This is a genomic window from Sphingobium sp. SG1, from assembly GCF_057063145.1.
Map to the genome: position 1 here is coordinate 228721 of NZ_JBVVOJ010000005.1, position 17114 is coordinate 245834.

Genomic DNA, 17114 nt, shown 5'->3' on the forward strand with positions numbered 1-17114 from the left:
GAGGTAGAATGGGGAGCGAGCGCAAGGACGGACCGGAACGCAAGTTCGCGTCGGACGAAGGCTCGCTCCGCATTCACCAGGCGATCGCCCGCGACATGGGCACCGCCATCCTGACCGGCAGGCACAAGCCCGGCGACCTGTTCGAGGGCGAGATTGAGGCGTCGGAACGCCTTGGCGTGTCACGCACCGCCTATCGCGAGGCGATCCGCATCCTGATCGCCAAGGGCATGCTGGAAAGCCGCCCCAAGGCCGGCACCCGCGTCCTGCCGCGCGCGCGCTGGAACGTGCTCGATCCCGAAATGCTCGCCTGGATGTTCGCCGGCGAACCCGACCGCGCCTTCATCCGCGACCTGTTCGAGCTGCGCGGCGTGATCGAGCCGGCCGCCGCCGAATTTGCCGCGCGCCGCCGCACCGACGACCAACTCGCGATCATGGACGCGGCGCTCGCCGAGATGGAGCGCTATGGCCTGTCCACGCCGGAGGGGCGCGCCGCCGACCAGCGTTTCCACAATGCCATCCTGGCCGCGACCCATAATGACGCGCTCGAGGCGCTGGCCAGTTCGGTCGGCGCGGCGGTCAGCTGGACCACTACCTTCAAGCATCGCAAGAAGCTGTTGCCGCGCGATCCCCTGCCCGATCATCAGGCGGTGCATCGCGCCATCGCCGCGCGCGACACCGCGGCCGCGCGCAACGCCATGGCCGAACTGCTGCGCCTGGCCTTTGCCGACATGGATATTGCGCTCAGCGAACCGGGCGCCTGATCAACCTGCCTGTGCGCGGGCGCCGGCCGGCATCCACCGGGCCAACCCCGCCCGCCCCTGCCGCGCGATCAGACCGGTCATGTTGGCGACAGCGAAACTGACACCATGGAGGTTGCGACGCTGGGGCACGCCGGGGATCGGCCGCGGATGCCCCGACGCGAAGGCCAGCCCCGCCCGCAGCCGAAAATCGTCGCGCGGACAATCCCAGTCGAGGCCGACGCCTAAGACCATATCCAGACTGCCGGGATAACAGGGCGTGCCGTCATTATCGCGCGCTGCGACAATCAGGATGCCGGCCGCCAGCGCACGATTGGCCGCTGTCGCAAACGCCTCGCCATGGGCCGGATTGATCGTACCGAGGCTGAGGTTGATGAGGTCCACCCGTGCCACGACCGCCCGGTCGATCGCCGCGACCAGTGCCCGCGCCGTAGTGCTGAGCGCATCATGGAACACCCGGATCGGCAGGCAGAGCGCATCGGGCGCCTGATCTTGGATCGCGGCGGTGACGGCAGTGCCATGGCCAAGCCGGTCGCCCGTGTCAGCTTCGCTGTCACGCCCTTCCTTGGCGATGGCAAAGCCGGGCAGCAGCCGGGCGGCATCGATATGGGGATGATCGGGATGGACGCCGCTGTCGATCACGGCGATGCGCAGCGGATCAGGCAGCAGATCAGGCATGGGCCGGCTCAGGCTGTTGCGCCACATGCGCCTGCCCATCGGTGATCGTCACGATCCGGTCGGCGATCCGCGCCAGCGCCGGCTTGTGGGTGATGAGGATGATCGTCGCATCGGGCAGTGCGCCACGCAGCCGCTGCGCCACCAGCGCCTCGGTCTCGCCATCCAGCGCCGATGTCGGCTCGTCGAGGATCAGCACCGTTGGCCGGCGCAGCAGCGCGCGGGCGATGACGATGCGCTGCCGCTCGCCCGCTGACAGCGCCAGCCCGCGCTCGCCGGTGCGGGTGTCCAGCCCCTCGGGCAGTCGCGCCAGAAAAGCATCCAGCCCGGCGGCATGGGCCGCCGCCTCGATATCCTCGATGCGCACGTCCGGCAGGGCAAAGCCGATATTGGCGGTGATACTGTCATTGAACAGCCAGGGCGACTGGTCGACCAGCATGACCTCGCGCCGCAGATCGTCAAGCCTCAGGTCGCGCAGATCATGGCCGTCGAGCAGGATGCGCCCGCCGGTTGGATCGGCATGGCGCACAATCAGGTCGGCCATGGTCGACTTGCCGACGCCGCTCGGCCCCAGGATCGCGCAGATGCTACCGGCGGATATGGCCAGGTCCATGTCCCGCAGCACCGGATCGCGATCATAGCGCATCGCCACCTGCTCGAAGCGCAGCTCGCCCCGTACCCGACCGATCGGCGCGGCATCGGCGCGCTCCTCGACATCGGGCCTTGTATCGAACAGCTCGAAGATGCGGCCCAGCGACACCCGCGCCGATGCCAGTCCCGACGTCAGCCCCATCAACGTCTGGATCGGCGACAAGAGCCGCATATGATAGGTCATGAAGGCGACGAGCGTGCCGATGCTCATGTCGCCCTCGATGATCCGCCAGCCGCCATAGAGGATCACGGCGGAGGTCGCCCCAGTCATCAGCGTGCCCGGCAGCGCCCCGGTCATGTAGGAGGCGACCTGCATCCGCAGCATCGCGCCGACAAAGGCGTCATTCTTCGCCTTGAAGCGCCCGACCTCATGCTCGCCGGCGCGCAGCGCGGTGACCACGCGCATCCCCATCACCGTATCGACCAGCAGGCTACCAAGGTCCGCGCCCCGCTCACGCATGTCGCGGGTCAGCGCAGTCAGCCGGCGCTGATAATGAGTGAAGGCGGCCAGGCTGGCCGGCACCAGCAGTATGCCGACCAAGAACAGCCGCCAGTCGAGCCAGAGCATCATCGCGACGCAGCCGACGAAGAAGAGCAGGTTGCTGACCACCGAGAGCAGGGTGTCGGACGCGATCCGCTGCACGTCACTCACATCGCTGTTCATGCGCGAGACGAGATCGCCCAGCCGGAAGCTGGCATAGAACCGGGGCGAGAGCGTCTGGAGATGGCGCAGCAGCGCGGCGCGCATGTCATAGAGCATCGCCGCCGACAGCCGGACATAGCGATAGCTCGCGAGGATGTTGACGCCGAAACCCAGCACCGTGACCGTAATCATGATGCCGGCAATCCGCCACAGCGCCCCCATGTCCCGCCGCAGCAGCGCCTGATCGATCATCAGCTTGGACAGATAGGGTTGGGCGAGGCCCAGCGCGGTCGACAGCACACTGATCGCCAGCACCAGCAGCAGCCCGCGCCGATAGGGCCGGATATAGGGGAGCAGCCGGCGATAGCTGCGCCATTCAGCGACAGGCGCAGGCCCGCTCATGCCGCCACCCGCCGTGGCACCAGCCGCAGGCCATGCAGCGCATATTGCGGCTCGGGCAGCTTAGCCAGCAGCCCGGTACACCAGCGATGCCCCTGCATCAGCGCCTCATGCTGGGCGCGCCACCAGTCGCCCCGGCCGCCATCGGCGTAAAATTGGGCACAGAGCAGGAGATGCCGGCGCATCGCCGCGATCAGCATCGCCTGATAATGGCCAAGCAGCGCAGCCCGGTCGCCCCCCTCCGCGATTCCTATCAGCACCGCGCTGGCCAAGATCGCCTCGCGCACCGACTGGGCCGTGCCGTCGCCGCAGATCGGATCGAAACCGATCGCCGCGGTGCCACAGGCCAGCCAGTCGTCGCCGACCAGCGGCAGATGCAGCCGCGGCGCGGCGAGAAAGGGGCGCGACGATCCCCCGATCGGATCGACAACCGGCGCGATCAGCCGGCTCTGCGCCAGCAACGCGTCGATCTCGCTGCCGACGCCCAGCAGCCACCCCTCCTCCTCGTCCGCCGGGACCAGGAACAGCCAGCCGCTCTCAACCGCCTCGACCCGCCCTTCCTCGCGGCAGACCGGATCGCGCAGCCGCACGCGGGCAGCGACGGCGTGACGCTCCCCAAAGACATGCAGTTCGCCCATCGGCAGCGGCGGCGCGGCATGGATGGTGAAATCGGGCGCGGCCATCGGCGTTTCCTCCGACACCCCAAGCGCGGCCTGCACCCGTTCCTCCGATGCCAGCACGGCCTCATGCGGCACCATCACGGGCGCGCCGCCCCAGACGACCAGCCGGCGACGCACGCGCGGCGCGTCCGCGAACAGGTCCGGCAGGGCGAACAGGTCGCGCATCAAGGCCAGCGCCGCCTCGCTCAACAACAGGCTGGGCACCGGCGGGCGATGGGCGGGCTCCTGTCCGACGCGGAGCCCCGCCCCTTTCAGCAGATGCGCGCAGGCATTGGCGGCCATCCCGCTGCCCCGGATGGCCACGGCCATCGGAGTGTCGGGACGGCCGGAACGGGTCACGGCACCGCCACCATGCCGGCGCCGGTCGCGTCATTGCCGAGATCCCAGGTGGCTTCCAGCTTCAGCGTCTTGGCGTCATAGACTTCGATGTCGAAGCTGGCGCCGTAGATATAGAGCTTCGCCCCATCCATCGACATGCCGAAGCGGAAGCGCGAGCGGCAGGGAAATTCCGCCTTGTCCACCACCGCATTGGTGGAAAGGTCCATGTGCCAGAATTCGCAGCGCTTCGATCCCAGCGTGCCGTTGGTGACGACGGTATAGGCCTGCTTGCCATCGGGCGTGATTTCCAGCCCCGCCATGGCGGCCGGCGCCGGGCCGATCGGGGTGAAGTCGAACTGGCGGCTGTTGAGGTCGAACCGGGCAAGGCCGAACATCTTGCTGTGGATATAGGGGTCGGCCGCGTTGAACAGCGAGACATATTGGCCGGGCGTCCGCAGCGTTTCGAGCGATCCGCCAAAGCCGACATTCTCCAGCCCCGTGCCTTCGGGCCGGGCGAGGTCGATACGGTCGGTGGCCTTCAAAGTCGCGGTGTCGATGACGATCACCTTCTCGCCAAAGGCGTAGAGATATTTGCCGTCGCCCGACACCTTGAAGGCGACGCGAAAGCCGCCGATCGCCTTCTCGTCATCCTTCTCGATCTCGGCGGTGCGCACCAGCTTGCCGAGCTTCAGGTCGACCACGCCATAGAGCGGCTTGCTGACCTTGTAGCGGTCCATTTCCTTGTCGATCCTGGTGACAATCGTGTAGAAATAGCGGCCTGCCGGGTCCGCCACACCGCCATAGAAGCGCACCCGATTGGGACCGTCATTCAGGCTGAACTTGCTCACCACCTGCCGGCTGGCGGCGTCGATCACCTCGATCCCGCTGGTGGTGATGGTCGACACATAGATGCGCTTGCCATCGTCCGACAGGCTCATCGCGGTCGGCAGGCCGGTATCCAGCTTGATCTTCTGCGTGACCGCGCCCTTGCCCTCGTCAAAGACCAGCAGGACGTCGGGATAGGCGCCCATGAACAGGGTCGCGGCATGGGTGGGGATGGTCGCCAGCGCGGCAAGCCCCGCCGCCAGGACAAAGCCGATTTTCTGCATCGCGCGCCTCATGGGAATACCAGGTCGAGATTGCGCCAGTCCTTGGTCGCGGTGGCGCAGTTGCTGGCCCAGTCGGGCGAATAATTCACATGGTCGGGCACCTGCACCGGCCAGAAGCAGGTGACGTAGCAATCATAGATGTCACGCTCGACCGGCTGGCACAGGCCCGCCGTGCCGCCGCCCGCATCCACTTCCCAGCCGGGCGAGAAGGACAGGGTACAGCCCATCGGCACATGCGGACGCGGCGCCTGTTGCAGGGCGACGACATCCTCCTCCATGTCGGATGGCGTGGCGCCCGACGCAGCGGCGGCCTCGATCGCCGCCTCCATCTGCGTCACGGCGTCGTCGATCCGCCGCGCCTTTTTGTTGATGGCACGAAGATGCTTCATGACAGCCCCTTTCGTTCAGCGAAATGCTCCAGAAAGCCGGGGTTCTTCACCGCCAGCTCGCCATAGATATGCAGGCAGGTGTCGGTCCATTGCCGGATCCAGTCGCAATAATGGAGATTGGCATGGCCGGTGTCGCCATAGCGGACGAACGCCTCATGATGGCAGCCCCCGGCGCAGAGCGGCCGCGCCCAGCAGCTCTGGCAATCATATTTGGCGCCGACATGGCCCCGGCTCAGGAAATCGCCCTGCTTGGCCCGGTCGATGCCGCTCGACACATGGCCCATCACATGGGTGTCGGCGTCGGTGAAGCGGTGGCAGGGCGACAGGTCGCCCGACGGGCTGACCCCCATCAGCCCCATGCCCGCGCCGCAGGGATGCGATTTGTTGACGCCCGAAATCAGTTCGCTGATCGTCTCGCTGACATTGGTGAAGCCATGGACCTGCCCACGCAGCGCAAATTCCAGCCATTCCTGTGCCAGCAGGTTGAACTGCGCCAGTACACTGTCCATGCCGTCGGCATCGATCGAATAGGCCCGCGTTTCCCCCGTGGTCACCGGCGCGAAGCCGACTTCGTGAAAGCCCAGATCCTCCTTCAGATGGCGGAAGATGCGCACGACATCGGTCACGCCTTCGGTCAGGGTGACGCGCGCGGTGACGGCACGGGTGCGATGATGGGCGATCAGCGTGCGCAGCCGCGGCTCGATCACCGCATAGCTGCCCTTGCCATTCTTGTAGACGCGATGCTTGTCCTGCAGTTCGGGCGGACCGTCCATCGACACGGTGACGCCGACCCGATTGTCCGACAGGAAGGTGACGATCTCCGGCGTCAGCAAGGTCGCATTGGTGGTGAGGCTATAGGTGATCCCCTTGCCTGCCGCCGCCGTCGCGCCATTGGCATAATCCACCACATCGCGCAAAAGCTTGAAATTCATCAAGGTTTCGCCGCCGAAGAAGGTGATGTGGACCGACGGGCGATGGGCCGCCTCGGCGATCAGCAGGTCGACCGATGCCCTGGCCGTTTCCAGCGTCATATATTTGGGCTTGCCGGCCGGGGTCGCGATCTTGTCCGCGCCAAATTCATAGCAATAGGTGCAGGCAAGGTTGCACTGGTTGGTGACGTTCAGCACCAGCGCCTGGAGCGGGAAATCGGCCGGCGGCGCTTCAGGCACGGATACCGGCGCCGCGCCCAGATGGATGAGCTGCACCGCGCGCAATTCCCGCACCAGCGCCTCCGCCTCGGCCAGATCGCCATCTTCGCCGGCCAGTTCGCGGACCAGCGCGGCATGGCCCAGTTCCTGCCCGTCGATCCGGTCCAGCACATCCTGCACCTGCGCATCGATCTCGAAAATCGCGCCGGCGCTCACCAGATAGACGAAGTCGCTGCCGCCGGCGGCAAAGCCATGATATTCGGCGCGGCGATAGGCGGGGGCCTGCATGACAGTCATCGCGACACCTCCGGCTGGTCGAAGCGCTGATACATGGGCACGGTCACGACCAGATAGGACCGGGCGCTCAGGGGCTTGCCAAACTTGTCCTTCTCACCCTTCGCCGTGGCGACGACCCAGACCTCGCCATAATTGTTGCGGCTGAACCGGCGTTCGGGATTGGGGCCTTCCAGCCCCGGCGTGAAGAAGGCGGTGGGGCTCAGCGCCCCCACATATTTCATGTCGTCATCATAATAGACCGACATGAATTCCTGCATCGACCAGGTCGCGTCGACCGGACCGATCGCGACATCGTCGCTCGTGTTCGGCTTGCCATCCAGGCCGTTGTCGTAACCGATCGCCTCGAACTGCTGGTATCCCTTGGCGAACTTGGTGCCGCCCAGCCGGGCCAGGCTCGTTTCCGGCGTGACCTTGAGATAATCGACCTTGCGATAGACCGGGAACGCCTTTTCCAGCACCGCGCCGCCAATGCCGACATCGCGCTGACCGGCGGACGCGCTGGCCGCGACATCGACGCTCAGCACCGCCTTGCCCGGCGTCGCCGACACAACCCTGGCGACGGTGACGCCCGCGCCCAGATCGACATCTGCCGCCGTCAGCGACGCGGGCAGATTATGGCCCCAGATGGTGACGTCGACGCCCTTCGTCCCGGCCTTCACCGCGCCCGGCGTCACCGCCAGGATCGCGGGCGCGGCGGTCGCGCGGACCAGTTTCACGTCATAGCCGAATTCCTGATATTCGCCCCAGAACCAGCGCCCTTCGGCGCGCTGCTGGTCGGGCGCGAACCACATCGTCTCGCGCGCCGGACTGCCCAGATCATCGGGTTTCCCCGGCGCCGCGCCGCCCTTGGACGAGCCGCGCCAGCTATAGCCGGAATAGACGAGGCCGGTGCCGCTGCGGCTGATGGTCGCACCGTTGGAGAGCGAGGTGAGCGACGCGCTGGTCTTGAACTCGTCAGCCGCCGCGCCGGGCGCCACCGTCATCGTGCCGACGAAGCGGCCCTGCCCCGGCACCGACGCCACCACCAGCCAGTCGCCCGCCAGCCGCGGCGCGCGCAGGCGCGAACTCCAGGCGGCCCATTCGGGCGTATGCAGCCCTGCCACCTTGGGCAGATAGGTCAGCGCATATTCGCCGCGCGTCATCTTGTCCTTGGGGTCGCGTCCGGCGGGCTGCTCGCTATCCTCGGCCGGGCGGCGATATTGGGCGTCAGCCTGCGAATAGAGGGCGACGTGCAGATCCTGCAACGTCTTCCATTCCAGCTTCGACCGGCGCCAGGACAAGGGCTGGGCAAAGGCATGGCAGCTGGCGCAGGCGCCGCGCATCGTCTCGTTGGGCAGGACTTCGTCGATGATCCGCTTTTCGGGCAGATACATGACCGGCCGCGCCTCCTCCGGCGCCAGCCCGTGCGAGGCGGACAGCGACTTGATGACCGCGCGCGATTCCTCGGGCGTGATCCCTAGACCATTCAGGCGCACCATCCGCTTGATCGCCTGCGCCCAGCCCTCCGGCGTGGTGCGCACCCAGCTGATGCGGGACAGGTTGCTTTTCGCATCGGGCGCGTGACAGCTGCCGCATTTTTCCTGGACCAGCGGATCGGTGACGGGGATGCCCTCCTCCGTCTCCTTCATCGTCGCGCCGTCGGGACCGCCATCCGCCCCGCTACCCCCTTGGGCCAGCACAACCGACGCAGAGAACAACGCCAACAGACCGAACTTCACCGGAAGCTGCTTCACCCTGATGTCCCCCTTTGGCGTCCGGTCTTTTACCCTGGACGCGGCCCAATCTCAGGCGGGGGCTTTTTCACCCCTCTGACCGGCATGACGGATGACGCCATGTCGATCCGCCATCAGATTCTTGACAATCATCAAGATTTTTCAGACCAAGTAAAGAGGGGGTCGGAAAACAGGGTTCAGGCGAACATCTCCGGCACGATCGGCAGGGTGCGGATGCGCTTACCGGTGGCCGCGTGCAGCGCATTGACCAGCGCCGGGATCACCGGCGGCAACGCCGGCTCGCCCATGCCGGTCGGCGGATAATCGGTCTTCACGAACTCGACGATGATCTGCGGCGTATCGGGGATGCGCTGCAACGGATGGGTGTCGAAATTGGCCTGTTCAACCGCACCGGCCACCTGCGTGATCTTCTGCCCGGCCAGCGCCTGGCCCAGCCCCTCGATCACCGCCCCCTGCGCCTGGTGCAGCGCATTCATCGGGTTGATGATCTGGCTGCCGACATCGCCCGCGACCCACACGGTCGCGACCTTGGGCATGCCATCGACCAGCGCCACCTCCAGCACCTCGGCGAAATAGCCCATATGGCTATAGTAAAAGGCAAAACCCTTGCCCCGCCCCTTGGGCAATTTCCCGCGATCGGCCCAGCCGCTCATTGCCACCACCTTCTCGATCACGCCTTTAGCGCGGCCGGTGACGAAGGGCGGCCCATTGGGGCCGCGCGGCAGTTCGCGCGGGTCGCCCAGCAATTCCAACATCAGCGTCGGCAGATCCTTGCCCGCCGCCTGCGCCACTTCGTCCAGGAAAGCCTGGGTGACGAAGGCCAGCGCGTTGGAGCCCGGCGCGCGCAGCCAGCCGGTCGGCATGTTGGTGGCGAGGAAACTCTGTTCCAGCAGCACCGTATCAATCAGGCCGGCGGGGATTTCGCTCGCCGGCATCTCGGCCGAGCGCACCGGCTTGCCGTCCTTGCCGAAGGTCACGAAATGATCGTGGAAGGCGGTCAGCTTGCCCGCCTTGTCCAGCGCCGCACGGAAGCCGTGCCAGCCCGCCGGGCGATAGAAATCGCGCTGGATATCCTGCTGCCGGTTGAACAGCAGCTTCACCGGCACGCCCGGCACTTGCGCCGCGATCGCCGCCGCCTGCACCATATAGTCGTTCATCAGCCGCCGGCCGAAACCGCCGCCGATGCGGGTGAAGTTGATGCGGATCTTGTCCGGCGGCAGGTTCAGCGCCTTGGCCACCAGCCCGCGCCCGCTTTCCGGATTCTGCGTCGGCGCCCAGATCTCGATCGCGCCATCCTTGAACAGGGCGGTGCAATTCTGCGGCTCGAGCGTCCCATGCGCCAGGAAGGGATAATCATATTGCGCGCTGACCGTCTTCGCCGCCCCGGCAAAGGCCCCATCCACATCACCCGCGCGGACGATGTCGCCATCGGCCTTGCCCTTCAGCCGTTCGGCCGCCTGCGCAGCATAGCCCTCGGTCGAAAAGCCGCTGACGGCGCTCATGTCCCATTCGACCTTCAGCGCCTCGCGCGCCTGGTTGGCGCTCCACCAGCTTGTCGACAGGATGGCGACGCCGTCGAACAAGGATTCCGGCGTGCCGTCGCCCTTGATCGTCAGCACATGGGCCACGCCGGGCAGTGCCTTCACTGCGTCCAGATTGGCCGATTGGAACGTCCCGCCAAAGGCCGGGCAGGTTTCCAGCACGGCATAGAGCATGCCGGGCAGCTTGAAATCGATCCCGAACAGCGGCTTGCCCGCCACGATCGCGGGCGTATCCACCCCGCCGATCGACTGGCCGATGATGCGGAAATCCTTGGGATCCTTCAGCACCAGCGTCGCCGGATCGGGCGCTGGCTGCTGCGCGGCGGCGGCGGCGAGCGCGGCATAGCCGATGCTCCTGCCCGATGCGGGATCACTCACATTGCCGCTGCCGGTCTTCAATGTCGCGGGCGCCACGCCCCATAGCTGCGCCGCCGCCGCGACCAGCATCGCGCGGGCAGCGGCACCGGCCTTGCGCGTCGGCAGCCATTCGCGCGGCGTCGTGCGACTACCGCCAGCCGTCTGCCCGCCGAATATCTTCTGGTCGGCGTGGGTCTGCTCGATCGTCACCTGTGCCCAGTCGACGTCCAGTTCCTCGGCGATCAGCATCGGCAGCATGGTCTTGGCGCCCTGCCCGATCTCGGCATTTTTCGCGCCGATGATGACGCGATTGTCGGGCAGGATGCGCACGAAGGCGGTCAATATCTGCGGCGCACCCTCGGCCGCGCCCGCCAGCGGGATGTTGAGGTCGAACAGCAAGCCACCGCCCGCGACCAGCGAGGCGCTCAGGAAGCGGCGGCGCGACAGGATCGGCGCGTTCATGCCTTCGCTCCCGCCCTGGCCGCATCCTTGATCGCGGCGCGAATGCGGACATAGGTGGAGCAGCGGCAGAGATTGCCCATCATCGCCGCGTCAATATCCTCGTCACTGGGGTCGGGTGTGGTCGCCAGCAGCGCACTCGCGCTCATGATCTGCCCGGCCTGGCAATAGCCGCATTGCGGCACGTCCAGCTTGACCCAGGCGTCCGATATCCGCTTGCCCGCATCGCTCTGCGCCACCGCCTCGATCGTGGTGATCGCCATGCCCTGCGCCTCGCCGATCGGCGTCTGGCAGGCACGGGCCGGGTTGCCGTCGATATGCACGGTGCAGGCGCCGCACAGCCCCGCGCCACAGCCGAACTTGGTGCCGACCATGTCCAGATCCTCGCGCAGCGCCCATAGCAACGGCTTGGCCGGATCGGCCTCCACCGTGCGCGTCTGTCCATTGACCTTGAGACTGATCGCCATCGCCCTACCCCCGCTCAACCTGTGCCTGCTCAACCTGTGATCGTCGCGCGCAAAATAGATGGCAGAAAGGCACGGCCTGTCCAGAGGCTTCAAGGACGGCCGCCCAAGTCCCGGAAAAGCAACCCCTTGTGCAAGGCCCGGCTTGACTTGGCGCCCGCGCGCCTGTCTCTCCTCCGCATCCCTATTCGCGACAGGAATTGCCATGACCGTCCGTATCTCGCTCGCGCTGCTCCTTGCCCTCGGCGCCTCCGCCCCGATCCTGGCCCAGGCCCCAACCACGGCGCCCGCATCGGCGACCGCTCAGGAAGACAAGGCGCTGCTCGCCTTCCTCGACCAGGCGTTCGATCAGCAACTGGCGCTCAGTCCGGAATCGATGACCAGCCTTGGCCTCAAGACCGACTATGGCAAGCTGGACGATTATAGCGAACGGGCCGACGCCCGTAGCCTGGCGCTGCAGGAGCAGCAGTTGGCCGAATTGCATCGCCGCTTCTCGCCCGAACGGCTCGGCCCCTCGGCGCGCCTCAGCTATCGCCTGTTCGAGGCGCAGGTGGCGACCGCAAAGCAGCAGGCCCCCTTCGCCAAATATGCCTTCCCCGTGTCCACCAACGGCAGCCCGGCGGGCAATATCCCGGTCTTCCTGATCAACGAGCATCGCGTCGACAGCGTCGCCGATGCCCAGGCCTATATCGCCCGCCTGCGCGACAGCGAGCGGGTGATGAACGAGGTCGCGACTAAGATGCGCGACCAGGCGGCACAGGGCATCGTCCCGCCCAAGATGGTATTCGCCCCCGCGCGTGCCGACGCGAAGAAGGTGATCAGCGGCGCGCCCTTCGACCAGGGCCCGGACTCCACCCTGTTCGCTGACTTCAAGAAGAAGGTCGGCGCGCTCAAGGCATCGGACGCGGAAAAGGCGAAGCTGATCGCCGACGCACAGGCCGCGCTCACCGGCCCCTTCGCCAAGGGGTTCCAGACCCTGTTCGCCGCGCTCGATGCGATCGAGCCCAAGGCCAAGGGCAATGATGGCGCCTGGAGCCTGCCGGGCGGCGAGGCCTATTATAACGCCCGCCTTGCCTTCTACACGACCACCAGCCTCAACGCCGACCAGATCCACCAGATCGGCCTCGATCAGGTGAAGGCGATCCGCGCGGAGATGGAGGCGGTGAAGGCGCGGATCGGCTTTGCCGGATCGCTGACCGATTTCTTCCAGGCGCTGCGCACCGATCCCAAGTTCAAATATCCCAATGATGCCGCTGGCCGCGAAACCTATCTGGCCGATGCCCGCGCCGCCATCGCGCAGACCATGGACGCTGCGCCGCGCTTCTTCCGCGTCCTGCCCAAGGCGAAGCTGGAGGTGCGCGCGGTCGAGGCCTGGCGCCAGGAAACCGCCTCGGTCGCCTTCTACAACCAGCCCGCGCCCGACGGATCGCGTCCCGGCATCTTCTACGTCAACCTCGCCGACATGAATCAGGTGCAGAAGCCGCAGGTCGCGGCGATCGCCCATCATGAAGGCGCGCCGGGCCATCATTTCCAGATCGCGCGTGCGCAGGAACTGCCCGACCTGCCCAAATTCCGCCGCTTCGGCTATTATGGCGCCTATACCGAAGGCTGGGGCCTCTATAGCGAGCGCCTGGCCAAGGAAATGGGCGCCTATCGCGATCCCTATTCGGAATTCGGCATGCTCTCGCTGCAGATGTGGCGCGCGATCCGCCTGGTCACCGACACCGGCCTCCACGCCAAGCGCTGGACGCGCGAACAGGCGATCCAGTATTTCCGCGACAATGCGCCCCTGTCGGAACGCGACATCGTCAAGGAAGTCGATCGCTACATCAACAATCCGGGCCAGGCGACCAGCTACATGATAGGCCAGATCCGCATCGCTCAGTTGCGCAAGGAAGCCGAGCAGGCGCTGGGCGCGAAGTTCGACATTCGCGACTTCCATGAAGTGGTGCTGGCCAATGGCGCCCTGCCGCTCGACGTGCTGGGCGAACAGGTCCAGGCCTATATCGCGGCCACCAAGGCCAAGGGCTGAACGGCCTTAAGCACCCGGCTTGTCCCGCCAGCAGGGGGCAAGCCGGGTGAAGGCGTCATCGACCCAGAGAGCCAGCGGCGTATGCACGTTGGAACTGATCCTGATCCGTCCCATCGCATCGGCCGAGGGGGCAGACAGTAAATAGCCGGTGCCGTCCATCACGATCGAAAGGGATTCGCCGGGAATGCCATAGGGCTGGATCACCGCCGTCACAGTCGGACAATCGCGGCTGTCGGCCCAGCGCACCATCACCTGTCCATCGCCATCGGTCCGGCTGTAGCGCAGCCTATAGGGAAATTCGCTGCTGCGCCGGTCCGGGTCGGTGGCGATCTCCACCTTTTCCTCGACATGGCTCAGCGCCGCGGCACGGCCGAACTCAGCCCAGCTATGCGGCAATCCCGGATCGGCGGCCCCCAGGGCCAGGACAATGGACAACATCGGAATCTCCTATTCTTGTCCAGTTCCTCGTTTCACACCGGCAGCACGAACTCCACCGGCGCGGTGAATTCGATGCGGTCGCCGGATATGTCGGACGGAGCCTTGGGATAGGGTGAGGCGCGGTGCAGCATGGCGGCGGCTTCCTCGTCGAGCGAGGCGCGGCCGGAACTGCTGATCACCCGCCCTTCGATCAGCATGCCGGCGCGGTCGATCACGAAGCGGACCTTCACCACCCCTTCCTCATGCCGCATCTTGGCGCGGCGGGGATAAATTTTGTGGGCATAGAGCCAGGAACGCACCCGCGCGGCATAGGCGCGGCTGTTGCCGGCCGGGGCGTTGGCGTCCAGCCCGTCGGCAATGCCGCGCCGGGCCGGCGGCGCGCCGGCGCTGGCGGCCATGACTGGCGCCGCCCTGGCCGCAGGCTGCGACGATGGCGCCGCCGCGGCCGCCGGCGTGGACGGAGCAGCCGGCGCCGCCGCGACGGGCAGCGACAATGCGGAAGGGATCGCCACCATCGGCGGCGGCACCGGCTGCGGCGGGCTGACCGGCGTGGGGGGCGGCGCCTGCGTCGGCACCGGGGCTTCGGGCTGCGCCGTCGCCGCCGCCGCCTCGGCCTGTTCCGCCCCCTGCTCCACGCCCTTCAGCGCCGCCAGCGACATGACGGTCAGTGCAGCCCCCTCCTCGCGCTTCGGCGCGCGGCCCATGCCCAGGTTCAGCAGCGCCGCGATCAGCAGCGCGTTGATCCCGAGCGAGGCCGCCGCCGGCCCCGTGACGCGAAAGGGACGCCGCACGCCCGTCATGGCGTCAGAAGGTATTCGCCACGGTGAAGCGGAAGCTCTGTCCCTCGGCGGCGAGCGAGGACAGATGGCGGCGATATTGCTTGTCGAAGATATTATCCATGGCGATGCGGAATTCGAAGCCCTTGGCCACGCCACCCTGCGGCTTGAAGGCGAAGAACAGGTTGTGGACGCTGTAGCCCGGCGTCGCCAGGCCCGACCCGGCCGAGGCGAAGCTGCCCGGCGTCACCTTGTCCTGCCGCTCGGCAAATTCGCCGGTCCAACCGCCCGACAGGCCGCTCGCCACATCATTATAGCCCAGCGTCAGACGATAGTCGTTCGCCGGGATGGTGTTGAGATAATCGCCGGTCAGCCGGTTCTTGCCATCGATGAAGCTGGCATTGCCGCGCGCATAGAAGCCGCCCATGCCATATTCGGCTTCCAGTTCGATCCCCTTGAAGCGCGACCGGTTGATATTCTGGAAATAGGGCGTGCCCGCCGCGGCCGAGACGTTGACGATCAGATCCTTGACGTCGTTCTGGAACAGGGTGGTCTTCGCGCGGAAGCGGTCATTCTTGCCCAGCATATCGTCGAAGGACAGAGTGAAGCCGGCTTCATAATTGTCCGACTTCTCGGGCTTCAGGTCCGGATTGTTCGGCCGGGTTGCGCTGCGGGTGAAGATTTCGTCGATATTGGGCATGCGCACGGTGCGCGCGACCGACCCGAACAGGCCGAACCAGGGCGTGAGATTGTAGAGCGCCGCGAGCTTGGGCGACACGCCGCTATCCTTCACCTTGTCGGTCAGGACAGTGCCGCCGACCACCGTGTCGCCCGGCGTCAGTCGGGTCCAGTCGACGCGTACGCCCGGCATGATGGTCAGCTTGTCGGACCAGACGATCTCCAGCTGACCGAACAGGCCATAGCGGTCCATGTCGCCTTCGGGATGGGTGCCCGCGCCCGGCGTCACCGTGCCGTCGAAATTGACGCGCGGGTTGCGCCGTTCCTGCGTGCTCCACTGGCCGCCCAGGATCAGGAAGGTCGTCCAGTCGCCGCCCATGGCGAACTCGCTGGTATTCTGGACCTTGGCCTGCCAGCTTTCATAGGAGAAATCGGAATATTCCAGGTTCGCGCCCAGGAAGGTCGTCTCGGTCTGGTGGACCTTGGACAGCGAATAGGCGACCTGCGCCTCGACATTGAAGAGCTTGCTGCCGTCGAAGTCGTTCACATAGCCCAGCACGGCGGTCTTGTCGTGGACCCGGCGGCGCATCAGCGAGCTGCCGGTGGCGGCCGAAATCTGGTCATAGACCTGCGGCGCGTCGCTGATCCAGTCCTGGTAGGACGCCCAGATCGCATGCTTCTTGTTGCCGCCGATCGCGACCCGGCCCTTGACCAGCCAGCTGTCGGATTCGGTGGCGGAGGCAGCGACGGTGTCGCCATTGCCGCTTTTGTAATCGTCGGTGCGGCGATAATTATAGCTGCCCAGCAGCTCGACGCCGTCGACCGGCTCGGTCGCGACGATGCCCGACAGGGTATGGCCCTGCGCATTGGTTTCGGTCGCGCCCTTCAACCGCACGGCCAGCTTGTCGCCGTCGCGCAGAAAGTCAGACGCATCCTTGGTGGTGAAGTTGATCACGCCCGCCAGCGCGCCCGCGCCATAGAGGGTGGAGGATGCCGGCCCGCGCAGCACCTCGACCCGCTTGTAGAGCTCGGGCTCGCTGAAGAAGGCGCCCATGCGATATTGTTCGTAGAATTTGGTGACGCCATCGACCGTCATCAGGATGCGGTTGTCGCTATCGCCGATCGCAGTGCCCATGCCGCGAATGTTGAAGCCCTGGCCGAGCTGACCGACGCCGCCCTGCACATTGACGCCCGGCATGCCTTCCAGCAGATCGCCGATCGTCGTCGCCTGCAGCTGGTCGATATCCTCCTGGTCCAGCGCGGTCACCGCCTGCGGCGTGTCCAGCGCGACCTTCTCGACACCGGCGGAGATGATCATCCGGTCGAGCGCGAACTGCGAATCGCTCGCGACCGCAATGTCGTCACTCTGCTCCTGGGCCATTGCCGGCAACGGCAGTGCGATCAGTGCGGTGCCCAGCAGAAGCAGGGTCTTGGACTTGGTCATGAAAAATGCCCCCGTATCATTGTTGCGGCGCATCACGCGCCGGGTTGGCCGCTCTCTACCCGCATTAAATGCTATTGCAAGTGATTCTCACTATATATTATAGAGGAGCGTAACGAAACCAAGGG

General features: G+C 66.2%; 14 protein-coding genes. 2 read left to right on the top strand and 12 right to left on the bottom strand.

The window, feature by feature from the left end; translation table 11 throughout:
- Positions 1-8 precede the first annotated feature (8 nt).
- Positions 9-761 carry a FadR/GntR family transcriptional regulator gene (locus tag AC0KVN_RS13875; RefSeq protein ID WP_004210963.1) on the top strand — a complete coding sequence of 251 codons (753 nt, stop codon included), beginning with the start codon at positions 9-11 and terminating at the stop codon, positions 759-761.
- On the opposite strand, the gene qhpE is transcribed toward AC0KVN_RS13875, so the two are convergent.
- From qhpE to AC0KVN_RS13920, 9 genes are all read right to left on the bottom strand, one after another.
- A complete protein-coding gene (gene qhpE / locus AC0KVN_RS13880) occupies positions 762-1436 on the bottom strand; it encodes a subtilisin-like serine protease QhpE (RefSeq protein WP_367348770.1) in 675 nt (224 codons plus the stop codon).
- The gene (locus tag AC0KVN_RS13885) at positions 1429-3129 is read right to left on the bottom strand and encodes an ABC transporter ATP-binding protein (RefSeq protein ID WP_435568688.1); all 1701 of its coding nucleotides are present in this window, start codon (positions 3127-3129) and stop codon (positions 1429-1431) included. Before AC0KVN_RS13885 ends, qhpE begins: the two co-directional genes overlap by 8 nt.
- Positions 3126-4145, bottom strand: a complete 1020-nt coding sequence (locus AC0KVN_RS13890; RefSeq protein ID WP_435568689.1) for a hypothetical protein — start codon at positions 4143-4145, stop codon at positions 3126-3128. The genes AC0KVN_RS13885 and AC0KVN_RS13890 overlap by 4 nt, the downstream gene beginning before the upstream one ends.
- On the bottom strand, positions 4142-5233 hold the full coding sequence (locus AC0KVN_RS13895) for a YncE family protein (RefSeq protein WP_435568690.1): 1092 nt from the start codon (positions 5231-5233) through the stop codon (positions 4142-4144). Before AC0KVN_RS13895 ends, AC0KVN_RS13890 begins: the two co-directional genes overlap by 4 nt.
- A gap of 8 nt (positions 5234-5241) precedes the next feature.
- Positions 5242-5622, bottom strand: a complete 381-nt coding sequence (qhpC, locus tag AC0KVN_RS13900) for a quinohemoprotein amine dehydrogenase subunit gamma (protein WP_017501471.1) — start codon at positions 5620-5622, stop codon at positions 5242-5244.
- Entirely contained in the window at positions 5619-7067 is a 1449-nt protein-coding gene (peaB, locus tag AC0KVN_RS13905) for a quinohemoprotein amine dehydrogenase maturation protein (RefSeq protein ID WP_483656153.1), read from the bottom strand. The genes qhpC and peaB overlap by 4 nt, the downstream gene beginning before the upstream one ends.
- A complete protein-coding gene (gene peaA / locus AC0KVN_RS13910) occupies positions 7064-8800 on the bottom strand; it encodes a quinohemoprotein amine dehydrogenase subunit alpha (protein WP_435568692.1) in 1737 nt (578 codons plus the stop codon). Before peaA ends, peaB begins: the two co-directional genes overlap by 4 nt.
- Before the next feature lie 176 nt (positions 8801-8976).
- Complete coding sequence (locus AC0KVN_RS13915; protein WP_483656154.1) at positions 8977-11160, bottom strand: xanthine dehydrogenase family protein molybdopterin-binding subunit; 2184 nt, start codon at positions 11158-11160, stop codon at positions 8977-8979.
- Positions 11157-11624 carry a (2Fe-2S)-binding protein gene (locus AC0KVN_RS13920; protein ID WP_270092408.1) on the bottom strand — a complete coding sequence of 156 codons (468 nt, stop codon included), beginning with the start codon at positions 11622-11624 and terminating at the stop codon, positions 11157-11159. Before AC0KVN_RS13920 ends, AC0KVN_RS13915 begins: the two co-directional genes overlap by 4 nt.
- 202 nt (positions 11625-11826) lie before the next feature.
- Here AC0KVN_RS13920 and AC0KVN_RS13925 point away from each other — a divergent pair, with 202 nt between their 5' ends.
- Entirely contained in the window at positions 11827-13653 is a 1827-nt protein-coding gene (locus AC0KVN_RS13925; protein ID WP_435568226.1) for a DUF885 domain-containing protein, read from the top strand.
- Positions 13654-13659: 6 nt separating this feature from the next.
- Here AC0KVN_RS13925 and AC0KVN_RS13930 read toward each other — a convergent pair whose 3' ends face one another.
- The 3 genes from AC0KVN_RS13930 to AC0KVN_RS13940 are packed head-to-tail and all read right to left on the bottom strand — an operon-like array spanning position 13660 to position 16989.
- Entirely contained in the window at positions 13660-14091 is a 432-nt protein-coding gene (locus AC0KVN_RS13930) for a hypothetical protein (protein ID WP_435568227.1), read from the bottom strand.
- A gap of 32 nt (positions 14092-14123) precedes the next feature.
- The gene (locus AC0KVN_RS13935; protein WP_435568228.1) at positions 14124-14891 is read right to left on the bottom strand and encodes an energy transducer TonB; all 768 of its coding nucleotides are present in this window, start codon (positions 14889-14891) and stop codon (positions 14124-14126) included.
- A gap of 4 nt (positions 14892-14895) precedes the next feature.
- Positions 14896-16989 (bottom strand): TonB-dependent receptor domain-containing protein, encoded by a 2094-nt coding sequence (locus tag AC0KVN_RS13940; RefSeq protein WP_435568229.1) that lies wholly within the window; start codon positions 16987-16989, stop codon positions 14896-14898.
- Positions 16990-17114: the final 125 nt, after the last annotated feature.